Here is a 20824-nt window from a genome sequence, read left to right on the forward strand (position 1 = left end):
TCTATCCATGCAAACGACCAACACGATACTGATGATAAGGCCAAAGGCTTTTAGGTACAATGAAGAAACGGCGGGCGACAACGCCTTTCAGCAATATAGCGATGAGCAAAACATACAGGACAAGGCCTTGGAAGAGTTTGACAACTTGGTGGCACTGTTGAAGGAAGAAGGTGTAGAAGTACTCATCTTCGAAGACACACTGGATGAAGATACGCCGGATTCGCTCTTCCCGAACAATTGGCTGTCCTTTCACGAGGGGGGCGTAGCCGCACTATATCCCATGTACGCCCCCAACCGCAGGTTGGAAAGGAGAACGGATATCCTGGGCACGCTGCGTCATGATTTCCAGCTGGAACAGGTATTCGATCTCAGCTACCTCGAAAGGGACGATATATTTCTGGAAGGCACGGGAAGCATGGTGCTGGACAGGGAAAACAAAATAGCCTATGCCTGCCTCTCGGAACGCACCAACGAAGAGGCACTGAAACTGTTCTGCCAGCAGTTTGGCTACACGCCCATTACTTTTCATGCCTTTGACCGAGCTGGCAAGCCCATATACCACACCAATGTGATGATGAGCGTAGGTGAAGACCTTGCCTTCATTTGCATAGAGAGCATCACCGATGAGGAAGAGGAAGAAAGGGTGGTAGTATCGCTGCAAAAGACAGGAAAGAAAATCATTGCGCTCAGCTTTGAGCAGGTAAACCAATTTGCCGGTAATATGCTCAACGTGCACGACAAGAACGGCGAACAGCTGCTCGTCATGTCCGAGCAGGCTTACCTATCGCTCAACGACGGGCAGCTGCGCGCCATTAAGGGATTGGTCCATATCGTACAATCGCCTTTGTACACCATTGAAAAACATGGCGGAGGCAGCGCTCGATGTATGATGGCGGAGGTATTTCTGGATAAAAAGGCTTAAGGCGAGAAGGTAGAAGGCTACGCCTTAAAAGCTTATTGCTTATCATTAAATAAAATCACATTTTTGCACAAATTTTGTTATATATAGAACATGCAGAGCTACCAGGAATTTCTTGACCTCAGTGTAGGCTTCCCTCAGGACGGATTTGAAATCATTGACGATGAGCTATATTTCCACGACCTCAATCTAATGGAAATGATAGAGACGTATGGCACGCCCTTGCGTTTCACCTATTTGCCCCTTGTGAGCAAAAAGATACAGCAGGCAAAAATCCTTTTTCAAACGGCCATCCTGAAGAACAACTATCGGGGCACCTATAAGTATTGCTATTGTACCAAGAGCTCGCATTTTAAGCACATCGTAGAAGAGGCACTTAAAAACGACATTCACCTGGAAACTTCATCTGCCTTTGACATGCCCATGATCGACGCCCTGGAGAAAAAGGGTACCATCCGTAAGGACATCACGGTAATATGCAACGGTTTCAAGACCTTTCAGTACAAGCAGTACATCATAGATATGCTGCACGACGGCTTTCAAAATATCATACCCGTACTGGATAATAAGGAAGAGTTCAACCTATACGACGACGAGGTGGAACTGGATACGCCCTGCAATCTCGGCATACGCATAGCGGCAGAGGAACAGCCCGACTCGCAGTTCTATACTTCCAGGCTGGGCGTGCGCATGGAGGACATCATTGATTTTTACAACAACAAGATCGTTCCAAACCCCAATTTTAGGGTAAAATTATTGCACTTTTTCATCAATTCGGGCATATCGGATACGCCTTATTACTGGAACGAGCTGGAAAAGTACGTGACGCTCTACTGCAAGTTCAAAAAGATAAACCCCGATCTGGACACCTTGGATATCGGTGGCGGTATGCCTTTCAAAGATTCCCTGGTACACGACTTCGACTATGAGTACATGGTCAATGAGATCGTCAACCGCATTAAGCAGATCTGTGCCCAACACGATGTGATGGAACCCGATATCATCACCGAATTTGGCAAATACACCGTAGCGGAAGCTTCTGGGATACTGTACAAGGTACTGGGCCGCAAGCAGCAGAACGATCGGGAGAAATGGCTCATGCTGGACGGTTCTTTTATTACCAATCTGCCCGATGTATGGGCGCTAAACCAAAAGTACATCCTGCTTCCCATCAACAACTGGGATTCGGAGTACGAACGCGTGAACCTTGGCGGCATCACCTGCGACGGACAGGACTATTACAACCAAGAGGCCCATATGAACAACGTGTTCATGCCCAAAACGCGAAAAGTACAGTACCTAGGATTTTTCCACACGGGAGCCTACCAAGAAGTGCTGAGCGGCTACGGCGGCATACACCACTGCCTGCTCCCCTCTCCCAAGCATGTCATCATCAGGAGAAATCGCGACGAGACATTCAACTTCGAAGTGTTTGGCGAAGAGCAGAACAGCAAGCAGGTGCTGAAAATACTGGGTTATATCTAGGGGAATACTATATCCCTATTTACACTCGGTCCCAAGCCAAGCTTGTTGGATTTTCAAGGCCTTTGCACTGGCAGTATCGTCAAAATGCAGCGATCTATCTGTATCTTGGTACTTCACCCCTGCCAAACCGAAGAAATAGTCATAGGGAATAGGCGCGGTGCCATCTACATACTTCAACAAAAATTCCTTGATTTCAGGATAGCTCAGCTTTTCGATTTCATCGAACAGCTCGTCGTCGTTGAAATAGCGTTCCTTGCCAAAACGGATACCCAGATCGTGCGTCAAATTTTTGAAGCCATAGCCACCATCAGATAAATGCAGTAAATAGATATCCAAACAGGCCGCTATCAAAGCGCCTTTTTGGTACACATTTCCATATTGCTCGGCATAAGTGGAGGCAGCATATTTGCTAAGCTGCGTAAAGGATAGCGTATCGTTGTAGCTTGCTTTGGAATCGGCAATTTTTTGGGATAGCTTGGCCAAAAATTCCTCTTTGGTATTGATACCGCTCTTTACCTGTACATGATGTGCGGTATATTCCGTAGACCCTTCGTATAGCCAGAGATGCTTGGATAGCACGGGCTCATTATAGTTAAACTCCTTCACCTCCTTGGACGCAATGGTCAGTGGGGTGATGATATGGAAAAACTCGTGGGAGGCAACATCCACGACAAATGGCTTTAGCTGTTGAGCTGGTAGTTCGGGCAGGTAGTAGAAGGAAGAAGTAGTGTGCTCCAATGCACCCGCCATGCCGGGCTGAAACGACTGCTTCACCTTGGGATCGTTGAAATAATAAAGAAATGCATACCGATCTGCCGGCAGTTTCCCTCCTAAATAGCTCCTGGCTCCCTGCAACAGATCGGTCAACCATCCGACAATTTCCTTGGCGTTGATCAGTTGATTGGGTGAATAGACCGATACCAGTACGTCGCAATTCCCTACCTTCACGGAGGCCGTATCGGCTATGCCGTACATAATGGGCGTATCGTACAGATCATCCAGATTGTCCATCTCAAAGACATCTTGGCTTGCCGTACTGGAAACGGGCAAACGGCTCGATGAAGCATAGAAATTGGATGGCTTATCAAAAGTGATCTCGAAGGGTACTTGGCTCAAATGGTCCAAGTATCCAAAAATGCCCGGTGAGTGGATGACAATATTGTTCTTCTCGATATTGGTAGCCGCCATCGGGTATATTTCATGCTCCTTCTCGGTATCGAAGATATCCTCCACCTGATAGACAATCTTATGCAATTTCTTGGCTTTGGATATTTCCCACTGATTCACGTTGAGTTGGTTCACTGGCAGTTGCTTACCTTTTTTGTCATAGGCTGTCACATCGCTGATAAAAGCCCCGTAGTCACTTATGGCGTAAGTACCCGGAATAATCTTGGGCAGGGAAAACACGACGTTTTTGTTTTCCTGTTCCGGCGTAATCAGGGTAACCGATAGCTGGTCGTTTTGGATATCGTTGAGGTTGACGGAATAGCTGTACCCCTGTGCTAGCAGGGCACTGAAACTACCGATAGATAAAATGAAAAATAATACTATGTTCTTATTCATGCGTAAAATATTGCTTAATAAAATAAATGGGCCGTTCCACCTACAGTTAGACCGAAGAGCTGGCGTAATGTTACAAAAAACAACTATTATCAAGGAATATTTCAAAAGTCGACAAGCTCTTCCGCAATCATCCCGGTTTTTTTTAGGCGTAGCAATTCTGATAAGGAGTCCGTGGGCCGTGTGTTCTTAAATATACGCTATTGAGGCATATTATACACTACTGTATCTTCTTCAATATGGTTTCAATGACACGTGGAAAGTGTTGGTGTTCCAGCTGCTGTCCCTTAAACTTGATGGTTTCCAACGTATCTGTCGGTTCTATCTTGAACTTGGCCTGGTAGATATGTTCGCCCTCGTCAAAACGCTCGTTGACAAAGTGGATAGTGATACCCGATTCCTCCTCCTTATTGTCCAAGATGGCCTGGTGAACACGATCGCCATACATGCCCTTGCCACCATAGGCTGGCAGCAGAGCGGGGTGAATATTGATGATTTGATTAGGATATGCCTGCAGCAGGTATTCAGGTACCAACCAAAGGAAGCCGGCCAACACAAGTAGGTCAACTTCCAGCTTTTTCAGCAATTGCAACACACTATCGCTCTTGTAAAACTCCTTCTTATCAAACACATGGGTAGGTATCTCAAAATTGTCCGCACGTTGTAGCACATAGGCATCTGGGTTATTGGTCAGTACCAACACCACCTCTGCCAGATCACTCCGTTTGAAATGCTCCATGATTTTCTGTGCGTTTGATCCAGACCCCGACGCAAAAATGGCTATCCTCTTTTTCATCATATTCTCGTGTTGTTCCATGGCGACGGCAATATCTTGCATTGCAATGGCAGCCCAAACTTAGGTAAATTTCCTCTATAAAAAAAAGTTCCCACTGGCAGAGAATTTCATCTATTTTGATTTTAAATACAATGATATGGCACTATCAGGTTGCATATATAGCCTAGTTTATCTAAGTTTGATCCGTCAACGGAACTAAAGGGACAATATTTTTTAATACAGCAAAAAACGAATGAAAAGATATATGTTATTGTTCAACTTAATAGGACTCGCCTTCGCTATAGCCTCTTGTGCTGGCAACGGGCAAACCAACGACAGTACCACATCAGATAGTGCACAGCAGGAAACGAACACCGGCTCAGCCCCTTCCGTCTCCATCTCCGATGTACCCGAGGTAATTCCCGCCTTCACGTTTTTCAAAGCCAATAGCGGTATCAAGTTCACGCAAGATGACCTGGCCAAAAAAGGCAATATCGTGTTGATTTTCTTTGACCCTGGCTGTAGCCATTGCCAAGATGAAACGCGCGATATAGGCAAGAACTATCAAAAAGTGAAGACGGCCAATTTCTATTTCATTGCCATGCAAGATCCAAGCCTGATGGAAGGTTTTATAAACACCTATGGCGGCGAACTGAAAGGAAAGGACAATGTGACCCTGCTTTATGACAGGAACATGGAATTTCTGCCCAAGTTCAATCCGAAGCAATACCCTGCGGTATACGTATACGGCAGCGACCGTAAGCTACGCGCCCACTGGGATGGCGAGAAAAAAATTGATGAAATCATAACAGCCATTAATTTGTAGGTGCGCAATGCATTGTGCACCTACTATGGGCGCCCCATCTGGCCCCTTCCCCTATCCATGCGGCTTGGCCCCATTCCCCTATCGCCACCCGTAGCGCTGCCACCAAATTGCCGTAGATTATAGGTAAAGCTCAAGAGAAAATATTGTGTCAAGGTATTACTTTCCGAATTCTCTATATATCGCTCACTAATGGAATTGCGCACGCTGTAATTACTCTTCAGTAGGTCAAAGGCTGTCAAGGTAATCTCGGCATTTTGCTGCTTGAAGAGCTTCTTGCCCAAGGCAGCATTCCACAATACGAAGTCACGGTCATAATTGGCCCCCAAGCCCCTATTGATGTTGTAGTTGAAACTGGAAACCACTCGAAATCCCTTAAGATTGTAGGTCACATCTCCACCTATGCGTTGATTGCTGTTCTTAGAGGTCTGCTGCGTGCTGCTCATGTTCTCGGCTACGATGTAATTGATGTTGTAGCTGGCACTATATTGTATATCCTGGCTTATCCTGCTATTGAAGCTAACGCCCTGCCCCAGTACCCAGCGATTGCTGTACACCTCCTGCTGGTTGAGGTAACCCACGTCGTGCGTTTGGCTCAGATTGGTATTGAGGCGCATGTTCAATTTCAACTTTTTGATGGGGGCACCATAGCTGAAATTGCCGCGCAGCGCATAATAACCGTTGACGTTCTCCGGACGGGTAAACTGCCCGCCTTGTCCTAACAATACGCCATCGGCAATGAGCGTGTCCCGACTGGCTATCCAAGTAGAATTGACCACTTTATTGGCAGAAAAATCGGCATTGATGCCTGCCGAAAGGCTAACACTGGACTGGCGACTGGCCATGTTGTAATTCAAAGAGAAAGATTGCTGCGTCTCCTGTTTGAGATTAGAATTACCTGTCGAGATATTCAGTGGATTTTGGTTGTTTATTACATCTTGCAGCTGATTGATACTGGGTGGATTGGTACGACTATTATAGTTGAATTTCAGGGTCTTCTCGGGAGAAAAGCGATAAGTAAAATTGGCCTTGGGCAAATAATTCTCAAAGTCGCGCCGGGTGAGTCTATCTACCGGAAAAAACCTGTGGTTTTGCATTTGAGCTCGCTGATAGTCGACACCTAGATCAAACAGAGCCTTACCCTTGGTATACTGATAGCTGGCGCCGGCACTGTGAAAGGTATATTCATTACGAAATTCATTGGAAAGCAAGCTATCCAAAATATCGTACTGCCCCGTTTCGGCCAAATATCGCCAGGTTTCCCTATCAGAATAGTTGCGGTTGGACCGGAGACCGTAGTTGGCCATAAGCCGCATGCTTTTGCTCAATGGCTCGGTATAGCTTGCCCGCGCATTATAGGTATTGCCATTGCCAAGGGTATTGCCTCGATTGTTTACCGTATCCATGCGCGCGGTACTGAAAAATTCATTGAGCGAATATACTGAAGAACGGCTATCATTATTGCTCAGGTTGCCATCTAGGTGAAAACTGAGGGAGCGACCGCCCCTATTGAGCCGCACACCATAGTCCAGGCTACCACGCAATGCAAAATTATTCGAATGGTTCTCATTAGTTCTTGCCGAAGCATTGAGCCTTTCCTGCATTTCTTGCCAAGTCTCGTTCGTAGAGGTGTTGACAGAACCATTTTTGGTATAGGACAATTGCGGTTGAAAGGTGAATCGGTGTATCGAGTCTCTGCGTTGAGCCCTGAAAGACAGCGCGTGTGCGTGAGAGCCTACATTATTTTCCGCATTGGCCAGTCGAAATTGATTGGCGTTGTCCCCCAGCAAAGTCTCCCGTATGGAATTGGTGACCACCTCGTTGTCCCTATTCTTGTAATCGTAATTCGCGTTCAAGTCCATAGACCCAAAAAAAGTATTGTTGTAATTAAGGGACACCGTATGCTGGGTGGCAATACCGTTGTCGCTGCCCCTAGAGCCGCCGCTCCTTCCACCACGCGGGCCGCTGGCATCCATACCAAACTCCTCTTGATTTACATTATTAGAAGAAGCATTAAGGCTGAATCGCTTGTTGCCATCAAATACATTAATAGCAGCGCCGGTATTATAGCGTTCTTCACTTCCTCCACCCCCCGCTATTTTGCCAAAATAGCCATGCCTCCTATCAGGCTTGGTCACGATATTGAGTACCATGCGCCTATCTCCGTCGTCAAAGCCCGTCAATTGAGATTGCTCGCTTTTCTCTTCTATCAGTTGCACCTTGCTAATAACATCTGCTGGCAAGGTCTTCAAGGCCACCTTGGGATCTGTGCTGAAAAACTCCTTACCATCCACGATGATGCGGTTGAGGCTTTGGCCCCTCGCTGTAATGGCACCGCTGGCATCCATCTCTATGCCGGGCAATTGTACCACCAAGGCATCGGCATCGGCATAGGGTTCCGTAGGAAAGGCAGCGGCATTAAACTCCGTGGTATCCCCCTTGATGAGTACATCGGGTGTCACATCGATATCTACGCCGGGCAAGGAGTCGGTAAAGATTTCCAGTTTCACCATAATGGGCTTGATATTGGCCGAAACGGAAATTTCGCCTATATAGGTGCGGTAGCCCAAGGAACGTACCGAAAAGATATATGCCCCTTCGGGAACAGATGTAAACGTGAAAGCGCCTCCCATCACACTCTGAACCTGCCGTATGCTGCCAGAATCTGTCTTATGCTGTAAACGAACGGTAGCTCCCTGTAGTTTGAGTCCTGTGCTGTCTGCCACTATGCCTTGCACGGTATGCTGTGCATATACACATTCTGTAGCCCAAGCGAATAAAACAAACACAAGAATAGACGTATATTTTACCAAATGCATAGTTAAGTTTAACAGACAATAACTATGGAATGCCTTTATGTGACAAAGTTTAATTGCCACGCAAATGTTACACCTTAAAACGCATTGCAAAGCCTGCCATTAGCTACCTGCCGCCTTCGCCGCTTCCCAAGCAATGAGCGCGGTCTTGCGTGTGGTGCCCCACCTATAACCGCTCAGCAGGCCGCTATGCTGTATCACGCGATGACAAGGGATGAGAAAGGCCACTGGATTGCTTCCAATAGCAGTCCCCACAGCCCTAGAAGCCGTAGGTCTTTGAATAACTTGGGCAATATGGCCATAAGTGGTGAGCTGTCCCATAGGCACTTTCAAAAGCGCTTCCCATACCCGCAATTGAAAATCAGTCGCTTTCAAGTGCAATTTTACCTGACGAAGGTCTTGCCAATCTTTGGAGAAAATGGCTAATGCCTCCTGCTGGAACAAGTCTTGTTTTTCGGTAAATGAAGCAAGGGGGAATTGCCGCTGCAATTCGGTATATGCCGACAATTCGTCTTGGGCAAAAGCCAATTGGCATATGCCTTTTTTCGTGGAAGCCACTAGGACACGGCCAAAAGGGGTATGTGCAAAGCTGTAGTTAATAGAGAGGTTCCTGCCCTCGTTCTTAAACTCGGCAGGCGTCATCCCTTCAATGTTCACGAACAAATCGTGCAGCCTACTGGTACCTGAAAGTCCCGTGCTGTACGCCGCATCAAACAGGTTGGCCCCCTCTTCCCGAAGCATCTTCTTGGCATGGCCAATGCTGATGTACTGAAGGAATTTTTTGGGCGTAGTTCCCGCCCATTCGGCAAACAAGCGGTGAAAATGAAATGGGCTAAGGTGAACGTGCTCCGCTATTTCATCCAGACTTGGCTGCTTCATGTAGTGCTGTTTGATGTAATCAATGGCATCGGCTATGCGCTTATAGTCCATTTGCTGCTGTATGCTGAGATTTACGCTTTCCATAGTACAAAGGTAGATGCTATTTGATAAGCATAAAATCCGTTTTTTGCTTTTTTTTGATCAAGAAATATCTAACAAGCTACAAACAGCAACAATGAACACGATCTTTTTTGCTTCTCGCCTAGCCATTATTGGTATTCCTTCTTTTATTTTTAGTCTTTCTGCTTTAGTCCAAAATATCCCTTATTATGTCGTTAATTAACCCTACCTTTGCGCCAAAATTCAAAAAACAGTAAAATGAGCCAACCCGTTAAAATTAAGAACGCTCTGGTTTCTGTCTATTACAAGGACAAGCTGGACTCCCTCATCCAGACACTAAACCAATATGGCGTTCATTTTTACTCTACTGGTGGAACCGAAAGATTTATTCGCGAACTAGGTATTGATGTTACCCCTGTGGAAGAACTAACTAGCTACCCTTCTATATTGGGTGGACGCGTAAAAACACTTCACCCAAAGGTATTTGGTGGCATCCTCAACCGACGCGAGCTAGCCGAAGATCAGGAAGCGATTGCAAAATACGACATTCCGGAGATCGACTTAGTCATTGTAGATTTATATCCTTTTGAGGAAACCGTATCATCTGGTGCTAGTGAGGCCGACATCATCGAGAAAATAGACATCGGTGGTATTTCTCTCATTCGCGCTGCCGCCAAAAACTTCAAGGATGTGGTCATCATCTCTTCAAAAGATGATTATCAGGCATTGGAAGACATACTCAAAGAAAATGAAGGCTATACGACTCTAGAGCAGAGGAAAGCCTTTGCCAAAAAAGCTTTTCATGTATCGTCTCACTACGATACTGCTATATTCAATTACTTCAACCAAGAAGACCCCTTGCCGGTGTTCAAATACAGTGTGGCAAAAGCCAGTCCGCTGCGTTACGGAGAAAACCCCCACCAAAAGGGCGTATTTTATGGCGATCTGGATGCCATGTTTACCAAGCTGAACGGAAAGGAGCTATCCTACAACAACCTGGTAGATGTAGATGCCGCCGTAGCTTTAATAGATGAATTTGACGAACCTACCTTTGCTATCTTGAAGCACACTAATGCCTGTGGCGTAGCTACCAGGCCTACCTTGCTCGATGCCTGGAAAGATGCCTTGGCCTGCGATCCGGTGTCTGCATTTGGCGGTGTGCTCATCTGCAATGGCGAGGTAGACAAAGCCACCGCGGAGGAAATAAACAAACTGTTCTTTGAGGTACTCATAGCGCCCTCGTTTAGCGAAGATGCCCTACGCGTGTTGAAAGGCAAGAAAAATCGGATCCTGTTGCAAAGGCACGAAGTGGAATTGCCCAAAACGCAATTCAAGACCTTGCTCAATGGCTTCATCGAACAAGACAAGGATAGTACCATAGAAAATGCGGACCAAATGAAAGCGGTCACCGATAAGCAGCCTAGCGAGGCCGAGCTGAAGGACTTGTTTTTTGCCAATAAACTGGTAAAGCACACCAAATCGAACACCATAGTCTTTGCCAAAAACGATCAGCTTCTGGCAAGCGGTGTAGGGCAGACCTCACGTGTGGATGCCCTGAAACAAGCTGTGGAAAAGGCCAAGTCTTTTGGTTTTGACCTGCATGGCGCTGTTATGGCATCCGATGCATTCTTCCCTTTCCCAGACTGCGTGGAACTAGCGGCAGACGCTGGCATTACAGCCGTTTTGCAACCAGGAGGATCTATAAAGGACCAGGATTCTATTGACATGGCCAACAAAAAAGGACTCGCCATGGTCATTACTGGCGTAAGGCATTTTAAGCACTAGGCAAGATTGCCTTCATAATATTTCCACAAAAAGACTTTTTGTGTCTTTCTTTTAATGAAATCGGGGCTGTCTACAATCCTTATACTGGAGAAGACAGCCCATTTTATTGTTTTCAATACCAAAAGCTGCTTCTTAAGCCCCAATACGTGCCTTGCGAAAGGCCAAGTGCCTAAACTCTTCAGAGTCGGAAGTCTAACCGACAAGAAAAATGATTTTTATATTTGATTCACATCAAAGACACCGATAGAATATCATTTTTTTGTTTTAATTTTGCCTATTAAATTTATAACTCTTAAAAGCATTCTGAATGGGCTTATTCAACTGGTTTACTCAAGAAGTGGCCATAGATCTAGGAACAGCAAATACATTAATCATACATAATGACAAAGTCGTGGTCGACGAGCCGAGTATCGTTGCTTTTGACCGTTCTACAAATAAAGTTATCGCCATTGGCCGTCAGGCCATGCAGATGGAAGGGAAGACCCATGACAACATCCGTACTGTTCGCCCACTCAAAGACGGTGTCATAGCCGACTTCAATGCTGCCGAACACATGATACGCGGCATGATTAAGATGGTCAACAACGGAAAAGGCTGGTTTTTCCCTTCGCTTCGTATGGTTATCTGCATCCCCTCGGGCATCACCGAAGTGGAAAAGCGTGCGGTACGCGACTCGGCCGAGATAGCCGGTGCCAAGGAAGTGTATCTCATCCATGAACCGATGGCTGCCGCTGTGGGAATAGGCATCGACGTGGAAGAGCCCATGGGCAACATGATCATTGATATCGGTGGCGGTACCACGGAAATTGCGGTCATAGCACTTTCGGGTATTGTGTGCGACCAATCTATACGCGTGGCCGGAGACAACTTTGATGCTGACATTGTGCAGTATATCCGTAGGCAGCACAACATCATGATCGGTGAGCGAACTGCTGAAAAAATCAAAATTGAAGTAGGCGCAGCGCTGCCCGAACTGCAGGACCCTCCTGCAGACTTTGCCGTACAGGGAAGAGATTTAATGACCGGAGTACCCAAGCAGATTACCGTGAGCTATACGGAGATTGCACACTGCTTAGACAAATCCATCTCAAAAATAGAAGAAGCTATCTTGAAGGCGCTTGAGATCACGCCACCAGAACTTTCGGCAGATATCTACCAGACAGGCATATACCTGACGGGTGGTGGTGCACTGCTTCGTGGGCTGGACAAACGTATCCAAGCCAAGACCAAGCTGCCCGTGCATGTGGCCGAAGATCCATTGCGTGCGGTAGTACGTGGAACGGGCATTGCCCTGAAAAACATTCATGGGTACAAATTTTTAATGCAGTAGCAGAATTAACTATAATATTATATTTATTCTTATTGACGAAAAAGGGGAGAATAAGTAAAAATGAACCAGAATGAAGAATATTTGGATTTTCATTGGTAAATACAATGCTTTTTTCTTGTTCCTGCTTTTCTTTGGCTTTTCGTTATTTTTGGTGATAAGGAACAATATCTATCAGCGTTCCTATGCTTTTAATTCAGCCAACCTGATTGTAGGAAGCATCTACGCCCATGTTAACGAATTTACCAAGTACTTCAATCTGGGGAAGGCCAATGATCGTTTGGCCAATGAAAACGCTGCGCTTAGAGAACAGTTGAGACAATCCCTGTATTCCAATATAGTAGACGAGCACCAGGTAAATGACAGCCTTTATGACCAACGCTATAGCTATATCGTAGCTCGGGTAATCAACAATAGCGTGCATCAAAAAAGCAATTACATCACTATAGACCGGGGCAGCCTTCATGGAATACAGAAAGGCATGGGAGTTATCTCTGCCGATGGCGTGGTAGGTATCGTATTGAATGTGTCGCCACATTTCACTACTATACAATCGGTATTGCACCCCGACACGCGCATCAGCGCCACACTCGATACAGTCAATGCTTTCGGCTCGCTGATATGGGGAGGAAAAATAGTAGACCCTACCAAAGCTGCTTTGAGGGATATTCCAAACCATGTTAAGGTGAAAGAAGGCGAGAAAGTAGTGACCACTGGCTATTCCTTGTTTCCTTCTCATATCCCAATAGGGAAAGTAATCAAATCTGATATGAGCGGAGATAGCTTTCTGGACATTGAAGTGCTATTGGACACGGATTTCAGCACCTTGCAGTACGTTTATGTCGTGCTAGACAAGATGTCCGATGAAAAACAGGAGTTGGAAAAATTGAACACCGAAAATGAGTAGCATATTTATCCTTAACATTATACGGTTTTTCCTGCTTTTAGCAGTACAGGTATTTCTTTTCAAAAATGTAGGCTATTATAACGTTGCTACCGCATTCCCCTATATATTGTTTTTATTATTACTGCCGCTTAATATACCGAATTGGCTTCTTTATACCATCTCCTTAGCCACTGGCATTGTCGTGGACATGTTCTACGACACCTTTGGAGTCCATGCTGCTGCTTGTTGTACGCTGGCATTTGTGCGTATCATCGTGATGAAGCTCACGGTAGATTATGAGGCACATGAAACACTCGCCACACCCGGCATTGGCGAAATGAACTTTAGGTGGTTCTTTTTTTACAGTTCAGTTCTGGTGCTGACTCACCACCTCACACTCTTTATGGTAGAAGCATTCACTTTCTCCAACCTGCACTACACACTAATAAGCGCTTTTTTGAGTTCTATATTTACAGAGGTAGTCATTCTACTATTTTCATTGATATTTTACAGAAAAACGAAGCGCTAATTTTCTTATCTACTTAGAATAATCAGTAGCTTTGAAACACATAACAGATTTAATTCAACCTCTATTATTGTTGAACAAAGGATGAACAACGGCTTTTTTGCTAGAAGATACGTGATACAAGGAATATTTATAGCCGTAGCGCTCTTATTGGCTATTCGTCTGTTCTACCTGCAGGTTATAGACGACTCATACCTGCTTTCTGCCAACAACAATGTGTTGCGCAAAATGGTAGTATATCCAGCTAGGGGAGTTATCCTAGACCGAAACGGAAAAATATTGGTACAGAATGAACCTGTGTACGACCTCATGGTCGTACCTAGGGAAGTAGGAAATATAGACACGCTGGAACTCTGTCGATTGATCGACATCGACCTGGAAGGGTTTCGCAAGCGATTTAACAAGGCTAAAAGTTTTTCACCTTATAGAGAGTCTGTTTTTGAGAAACAGCTTTCCTCTCAGACTTATGCCAGACTGCAGGAAAAGCTGTTTCAGTTCAGAGGCTTCTATGTACAAAATCGCACGGTGCGCAGCTATCCCGACAGCATTGCCGGCCAATTCCTAGGCTATATCAACGAAGTAAACGACAAGGACATAGAACGTTCCAATGGATTTTACAGACCGGGAGACTATATCGGAGTGAGCGGTGTAGAAAGAGCCTATGAGGAGATGCTCCGGGGACAACGTGGCGTACAAAACCTGATGGTAGATGCGCTCAACAGGCCAAAAGGGCACTATATGGATGGCAAGTACGACACCTTGGCCAGGGCTGGCGAAGGCTTGGTGTCGTCGCTCGATCTGGAAGTACAGAAATTAGCCGAAAGGTTCCTTAAAAACAAACGTGGAGCTGCCGTGGCCATAGAACCATCTACGGGTGAAATCCTAGCTTTTGTAAGCTCTCCCTCATATGACCCGAATCTATTGGTAGGAAGAGAAAAAGGCAACAACTACATGAAATTGTTGAACGACCCCAACAAACCGATGTTTATCCGTCCTATCCAAGCACAATACTCGCCTGGATCGGTATTCAAGGTAGTAAGCGCCCTAGTTGCCCAGCAAGCCGGCATGCTGAACGAAAAGACCATCTTCTATTGCGGCGGCGGATATCACTACGGCCGAGGACATGTCATGCGATGCATGCACGTGGATGGATCCATCAACCTGATACAAGCCATACAACACTCATGCAACACTTATTTCGGCTACACCTATGCAACGATGTTGGACAAGAGAAAGATGAAGCCCGAAAAAGCATATTCCTTATGGCGAGAAGCAGTCATGAAGTTCGGTATTGCGCGCGACCTGGAAATAGATCTGCCCAACGAACGAAAGGGATTACTGCCGACTGCCGACTTTTACACCAAGCGCTTTGGGAATGCCAATTGGACTTCTAGCTTTAATATCTCCAATTCCATAGGACAGGGTGAAGTGGAGATCACGGTACTGCAAATGGCCAACATTATGGCGATAGTGGCAAACAGGGGATATTACTATCGCCCTCACCTCATCAAATCCATAGGCGAGGACCATGTGATCAAAAAAGAATTTACGGAAAAAATAGATGTAGGGGTAGAAGAAAGGTATTTTGAGCCTGTCATAGAAGGCATGAGCCGGGTAGTGAACGTTCCGGGAGGTACCGGCTACAGCGTTCGCATCCCTGGAATAGAGATGTGCGGAAAGACGGGTACCGCCCAGAATCCACACGGAAAAGACCATGCCGTATTCTTTGCTTTCGCTCCGAGGGAAAACCCAAAAATCGCCGTTGCAGTATTGGTGGAAAACATGGGTTTTGGCGGATCTTGGGCAGGTCCTATAGCCAGCATGATGATAGAACAGTACCTTAAAGACACCATCACCATGCCTAAAGCCATTCAGGAAAGGGTGCTCAATGGCAACAACCTCTATGTGCCTGAAGAAGAAAAAAGTACTTCGGGCACTGTGGCGGCCGTACAAAACAAAAGTAAACAAACCAACAGGCAGAAAGACACAACAAACCAACAGGCTAGTCTAAAAGCGGTATTGAACAAGAATGACTAATCAGCGAAATATATTTGGCGGCAATATTGACTGGGTAACTATTTTGATCTGGTTTTGTCTATGCATCATTGGGTGGTTCAACATTCATGCTGCCGTCTTTGATCCAGAACATCCCAGTATTGTGAGCCTGAACACCAACTACGGCAGGCAGTTCATCTTCATCATTGCCAGCATGATTACGGCATTCTTTATAATGATGATAGACAGCAAGTTCTTTAATTATATATCACCCGTGTTTTATGGTATAACCCTACTACTTCTGGTGCTAGTGCTGTTAGTAGGGCAAAATGTTGGTGGAAACCAGGCCTGGATTTCCATTGGAGCTTTCAAACTGCAGCCCTCTGAATTTGCCAAGTTGTCCTCGTGCTTGCTCTTGGCTCGTTATCTAGGAGATTACACAAACAAAACACCCAACTTCAAAACACTTTTCTTTGGTGCATTGATACTATTGGCACCTGTTTGCCTTATTATGCTTCAGCCAGACACTGGGTCGGCAATGACTTTTTTTTCACTGGTTTTTGTATTCTATAGGGAAGGTTATATTTCCGGGCAACTCTTGCTGTTTGCCCTACTCTGCATCATCCTATTCATATTGAGCTTACTGTTTTCAGAATGGTATATTATAGGCACCTTGTTCGTGCTATGTGCTCTTGGAGCTTTTCTTTTCAGGAGAAACCGCAAAGCCATCAGCTCCGCCATTATCTTGTTTGTTGCGTCCGCAGTTTTTGTCCTTTTTGTAGATTTTGCCTACAACCATATATTGCAGCCTCATCAACGGCATCGCATAGATGTAGTATTGGGCAAAATAGACGATCCACGTGGCAAGGGTTATAATCTGAGGCAATCCAAAATAGCCATCGGTTCGGGACAACTTTTTGGAAAGGGCTATTTGCAAGGCACACAGACGAAGTATAATTTTGTACCTGAACAAAGTACCGATTTCATCTTTTGCACCGTAGGTGAAGAGTGGGGATTTGTGGGCTCGATGGTGGTAGTGTCGCTATACCTGGCACTTTTGCTAAAAGTGATACAAATTGCTGAACGGCAACGCACCAGTTTTGCAAGGGTATACGGCTATTGTGTTGCTTCTATCTTCTTTTTTCATTTTTTCATCAACATTGGCATGACCATTGGCATAGTTCCTGTTATCGGGATTCCGCTACCTTTTTTGAGCTATGGAGGTTCCTCCCTACTCAGTTTTACGGTATTGCTTTTTATTTTATTGCGCTTCGATTCCAACCGAAAAGGGTTAGTATAAAAAATCGGAACTAACAAAAAAGCCGCGGCCTCCATAAAAAAGATGGAGGCCGCGGCACGTGCCTAAAAGGAAAAACAATTAATTTTATCCCCTATTCGTTTATGGCTTTCACACCGGGCAGCTCCCTACCTTCCATATACTCCAGTAGTGCGCCGCCTCCTGTGCTTACATAGCTCACCTTATCGGTATAACCAAACTTAGTTACCGCAGCGGCAGAGTCACCACCACCTATCAATGAAAAAGCTCCATTTTTGGTTGCTTCCACAACGGCATCGGCCACCGCCTTGGTTCCTTTAGCAAAGGTATCCATCTCGAACACCCCCATTGGACCGTTCCAAAGGATGGTTTTGGAGGCCTTGATGACTTGGGCAAATTTGACCGCCGATGCTGCACCAATGTCCAAGCCCATAAGGCCTGCTGGAATCTCGTCGTTTGGTCCGTCATAGACCTTTGCGTCATTAGCGAATTTGTCTGCTATCTGTGCGTCTTCGGGCAAGATCAACTTTACACCCTTATCAGCCGCTTTTGCGACGAGGCTGTTGGCCAAATCCAGCTTATCCAACTCCACCAGCGATTGCCCGATCTCGCCACCACGTGCTTTCACAAAGGTATAGGCCATTCCACCGCCTATTATAAGGTTATCTACCTTATCCAACAGCGCTTCGATGAGATCTAGCTTGTCGGACACCTTAGCTCCACCCATAATGGCCGTGAACGGCCTTTCTGGGTGTTCCAAAACCTTCTGTGCGTTACCCAGTTCGGCTGCCATCAAGTAGCCGAAGTATTTCGCATGAGGAAAGAATTGTGCTATCACGGCGGTAGAGGCATGTGCCCTATGGGCAGTACCAAAGGCATCATTTACATAAACATCGCCCAGTTTGGACAATTTTTCCGCAAAATCCTTATCTCCCTTTTCCTCTTCCTTGTAAAAACGAAGGTTCTCTAGCAGCAGCACTTCACCGGGTTTCAAAGCAGCAGCTTTTTCTTTCGCTTGCTCACCTATACAGTCATCGGCAAACTGTACCTTCACACCCAATTCCTTTGACAGATGGTCGACGATATGCCTCAAAGAATATTTGTCTGTGGGACCATCTTTCGGTCTTCCCAGGTGAGACATTAAGATAACGGATCCGCCATCTTTCAAAATTTTCTCTATGGTAGGCTTAGCGCCCTTTATCCTATTATCATCCGTAATATGAAATTGATCGTCCAACGGAACGTTAAAATCTACTCGAACCAGGGCTTTCTTGCCCGCAAAATTCAAATCGTCTATGGTTTTCATCTTTATATAAAAAAGTAAAAATTTAAAAGTAAAAATTTAAAAGACATTAGCCGCTTGTCCGCCCCTTGGCTCGTCCAGGCCAAAAGGCCATTCAAGCAAAATTAATATTTTTGAATATATAACCTAATTTTTAGTCCATTATCCTTCCATTAAATTACGCCATTAGTCCAGCAACGTATCTGACACGCCATGGCATGATCGGTTCTATCTCTTGTCTTCAAGAGCTCCTATTTTTGCGATCAGGTCCACCAATCGATTAGAATAACCATATTCATTGTCATACCAGCCTACCACCTTCACCAAGTCGCCCACAATGGAGGTGAGTTGGGAATCAAATACACAGGAATAAGGGCTGTTGTTGATATCTATCGAGACAATAGGGTCTTCCGTATATTGAAGAATGCCTTTCAGCTCTCCTTGAGAAGCTCGTAAAAACGCTTTGTTTATACCATCTACCGTTGCTGGCGCACTCAATGTACAAGTAAAGTCGGTCAGCGACCCATTCAATACAGGTACACGGATACCAGCTCCCCCCAATTTGCCTTCCAATTTCGGGAATATTCTGGTCACCGCTTTTGCTGCACCCGTAGTCGTCGGTATAATGGAACGAGAAGCGGCCCTAGCCCTCCGCAAATCCTTGTGTGGGGCATCGTGCAAGTTCTGATCGCCAGTCATCGAGTGTACCGTAGTGATATATCCGTCTTTAACGCCCCAATGTTCGTCCAGCACCTTAATAAGCGGCGCCACGTTATTTGTCGTACAAGAAGCGTTGGAAAGGATTGGACTGGTTAAATCTACCCGATCATCATTCACGCCAAGCACCACGGTGGGCACATCCATATCTGGGGAAGGAGCAGAAAGAACAACCTGCTTGGCTCCAGCTATCAAGTGTTTGCGCGCGTCCTCCAAATGCGTAAAACGACCGGTCGACTCAATAACCAAATCAATCCCCAAGTCTCCCCATGGCAGATCTTCTGGACTCTTTTCCTCGATGATCTTGATGGCATGTCCATTGACCACTAATTGCCCAGCCTCAGCAGTTACCTCGCCAACGAACGGTCCATGTACAGAATCGTATTTAAAAAGATGTGCCAGTGTATCGGCATCTGTCAAATCATTGACGGCCACCACCAAATCACCCATGCCCCTAAGAAAAAGATTACGTAAGGTATTCCGACCTATTCTGCCGAATCCATTTATTGCTACTTTCAACATTTGCTATCTTCAAAAATTATCCTCCAAAGATGGCATATATCTACTTAAATTGGTCCAAAAACTGCAATAAATGACTGTTAAATGCCACAGCGTCTTCTAGATTTGGTAAATGCCCACAGTGCTCTATTTCCACCAACTTGCTATTTGCAATGCTATCGTCCATCGCCTGCATTTGCTCATGGCTTGTCAGCTTATCTTCCTTCCCTCTTATGAGCAAGCAGGGCTGCGTAAGGCTTGTAAGCTGCTTGGAAGTATCGGTCCTTGCAGCAAGGGCCAATTGCGTAGCGCAGATAGAGCGTATATCATTTCTCCTGATGCTACTCTTAATCAGCTCGACGGCTTCCGGCTTATGAAGCATACTTTGCTGGCTGAATACGTTGGCCACAAAGCCCACAGCAAAAGCCCTGCGCCCATGTTTCAACACAGATTGTATGGACTCAAATCGCTTTACCTTTGCTGCATCCATATCGGCAAAGGGATGAGTGTCTACCAGTACAAAACCCCTGAAGAGCTGAGGAGACATTTCTCTTGCCCGCAAAGCAATATAGCCTCCCATGGATATACCACAAAGTACTGGATGTAGCAATTGAAGCTTCTCGACAAAGGCAATGAGATCTTGGGCAAACAAATCGATATTAAAAAAGCCATGACCACTGGTACTCATTCCATGGCCGCGCACATCAATTGCAATTCCTAGGACATGGTCTGGCAAAGCCTCTAATTGCCCTTGCCACATATTCTTGTTGAATGGAAAGCCATGAATAAAAATGATCGTCATAGTCGGATTCGCACTGCCCTTATACAGATAAGAGATGCTGATGTCCGACAACCTTATTTTCTTCCGTTGAATTTTATGGTCCATGATGGATTAATTATATACATATATAACAAAAAAAAGCAAATGAGTTTTGAATTTATTTCAAACTACATTTAGCCACAACCCATTGACTAACAAATTTTACGCAAAAAGTATAGTCCATTTTGATGGAAGAACTAAGGCCGAGCATGCAATTTAGAGGGATTTTTTTCCAATTATTCTTTGCAGAATCAAATTCCATTTCTATCTTTGCAGTCCAATTCTAGGACAACGCGCTTGTAGCTTAACTGGATAGAGCACCTGACTACGGATCAGGAGGTTAGGGGTTCGACTCCCTTCAAGCGCACATTTTTTCACTGAAGCTTAGTCGGCAA

The 20824-nt window shown here is 45.5% G+C and carries 16 protein-coding genes and 1 tRNA gene; 10 read left to right on the forward strand and 7 right to left on the reverse strand.

What is annotated here, in order from left to right; all coding sequences use genetic code 11:
- The first annotated feature begins 7 nt into the window (after window positions 1-7).
- Together ctlX and A37S_RS0102000 are read left to right on the forward strand one after the other, a co-directional pair.
- Window positions 8-922 (forward strand): citrulline utilization hydrolase CtlX, encoded by a 915-nt coding sequence (gene ctlX, locus A37S_RS0101995; protein WP_028295557.1) that lies wholly within the window; start codon window positions 8-10, stop codon window positions 920-922.
- Between the two features lie 90 nt (window positions 923-1012).
- On the forward strand, window positions 1013-2404 hold the full coding sequence (locus tag A37S_RS0102000; protein ID WP_028295558.1) for an arginine decarboxylase: 1392 nt from the start codon (window positions 1013-1015) through the stop codon (window positions 2402-2404).
- 15 nt (window positions 2405-2419) lie between these two features.
- Here A37S_RS0102000 and A37S_RS23210 read toward each other — a convergent pair whose 3' ends face one another.
- Window positions 2420-3967, reverse strand: coding sequence for a M61 family metallopeptidase (locus A37S_RS23210; RefSeq protein ID WP_051292639.1), 1548 nt, complete (start codon window positions 3965-3967; stop codon window positions 2420-2422).
- A 217-nt stretch (window positions 3968-4184) separates the two neighbouring features.
- Window positions 4185-4760: a phosphoribosylglycinamide formyltransferase gene (purN, locus tag A37S_RS0102010; protein WP_028295559.1), complete on the reverse strand. Its 576-nt coding sequence runs from the start codon at window positions 4758-4760 to the stop codon at window positions 4185-4187.
- 232 nt (window positions 4761-4992) lie between these two features.
- On the opposite strand from purN, the gene A37S_RS23215 reads away from it, so the two are divergent.
- A complete protein-coding gene (locus A37S_RS23215; protein ID WP_084163714.1) occupies window positions 4993-5565 on the forward strand; it encodes a peroxiredoxin family protein in 573 nt (190 codons plus the stop codon).
- A gap of 23 nt (window positions 5566-5588) precedes the next feature.
- On the opposite strand, the gene A37S_RS23220 is transcribed toward A37S_RS23215, so the two are convergent.
- Entirely contained in the window at window positions 5589-8381 is a 2793-nt protein-coding gene (locus A37S_RS23220; RefSeq protein WP_051292641.1) for a TonB-dependent receptor, read from the reverse strand.
- A 99-nt stretch (window positions 8382-8480) separates the two neighbouring features.
- The gene (locus A37S_RS0102025; protein WP_028295560.1) at window positions 8481-9341 is read right to left on the reverse strand and encodes a methylated-DNA--[protein]-cysteine S-methyltransferase; all 861 of its coding nucleotides are present in this window, start codon (window positions 9339-9341) and stop codon (window positions 8481-8483) included.
- 234 nt (window positions 9342-9575) lie between these two features.
- Between A37S_RS0102025 and purH the strand changes: the two genes are divergently transcribed.
- The 6 genes from purH to rodA all read left to right on the forward strand — a co-directional run bounded on the left by purH (window position 9576) and on the right by rodA (window position 17136).
- Window positions 9576-11102, forward strand: a complete 1527-nt coding sequence (purH, locus tag A37S_RS0102035) for a bifunctional phosphoribosylaminoimidazolecarboxamide formyltransferase/IMP cyclohydrolase (protein ID WP_028295562.1) — start codon at window positions 9576-9578, stop codon at window positions 11100-11102.
- Window positions 11103-11409: 307 nt separating this feature from the next.
- Window positions 11410-12432, forward strand: a complete 1023-nt coding sequence (locus tag A37S_RS0102045; protein ID WP_028295564.1) for a rod shape-determining protein — start codon at window positions 11410-11412, stop codon at window positions 12430-12432.
- A gap of 70 nt (window positions 12433-12502) precedes the next feature.
- Complete coding sequence (gene mreC / locus A37S_RS0102050) at window positions 12503-13336, forward strand: rod shape-determining protein MreC (protein WP_028295565.1); 834 nt, start codon at window positions 12503-12505, stop codon at window positions 13334-13336.
- Window positions 13329-13844 (forward strand): hypothetical protein, encoded by a 516-nt coding sequence (locus tag A37S_RS0102055; RefSeq protein WP_028295566.1) that lies wholly within the window; start codon window positions 13329-13331, stop codon window positions 13842-13844. The genes mreC and A37S_RS0102055 overlap by 8 nt, the downstream gene beginning before the upstream one ends.
- Window positions 13845-13925: 81 nt before the next feature.
- Window positions 13926-15878, forward strand: coding sequence for a penicillin-binding protein 2 (gene mrdA, locus A37S_RS0102060; RefSeq protein ID WP_028295567.1), 1953 nt, complete (start codon window positions 13926-13928; stop codon window positions 15876-15878).
- The gene (rodA, locus tag A37S_RS0102065) at window positions 15871-17136 is read left to right on the forward strand and encodes a rod shape-determining protein RodA (RefSeq protein ID WP_028295568.1); all 1266 of its coding nucleotides are present in this window, start codon (window positions 15871-15873) and stop codon (window positions 17134-17136) included. The genes mrdA and rodA overlap by 8 nt, the downstream gene beginning before the upstream one ends.
- Window positions 17137-17227: 91 nt before the next feature.
- On the opposite strand, the gene A37S_RS0102070 is transcribed toward rodA, so the two are convergent.
- The 3 genes from A37S_RS0102070 to A37S_RS0102080 form a co-directional block, all read right to left on the reverse strand.
- Window positions 17228-18418 (reverse strand): phosphoglycerate kinase, encoded by a 1191-nt coding sequence (locus A37S_RS0102070; protein ID WP_028295569.1) that lies wholly within the window; start codon window positions 18416-18418, stop codon window positions 17228-17230.
- A gap of 204 nt (window positions 18419-18622) precedes the next feature.
- Entirely contained in the window at window positions 18623-19630 is a 1008-nt protein-coding gene (gap, locus tag A37S_RS0102075) for a type I glyceraldehyde-3-phosphate dehydrogenase (RefSeq protein WP_028295570.1), read from the reverse strand.
- 43 nt (window positions 19631-19673) lie between these two features.
- Window positions 19674-20495 carry an alpha/beta fold hydrolase gene (locus tag A37S_RS0102080; protein WP_028295571.1) on the reverse strand — a complete coding sequence of 274 codons (822 nt, stop codon included), beginning with the start codon at window positions 20493-20495 and terminating at the stop codon, window positions 19674-19676.
- 227 nt (window positions 20496-20722) lie between these two features.
- On the opposite strand from A37S_RS0102080, the gene A37S_RS0102085 reads away from it, so the two are divergent.
- Window positions 20723-20796, forward strand: a tRNA-Arg gene (locus A37S_RS0102085).
- Window positions 20797-20824 lie beyond the last annotated feature (28 nt).

Source organism: Olivibacter sitiensis DSM 17696, assembly GCF_000427965.1.
In the GTDB taxonomy this organism is placed as follows: domain Bacteria; phylum Bacteroidota; class Bacteroidia; order Sphingobacteriales; family Sphingobacteriaceae; genus Olivibacter; species Olivibacter sitiensis.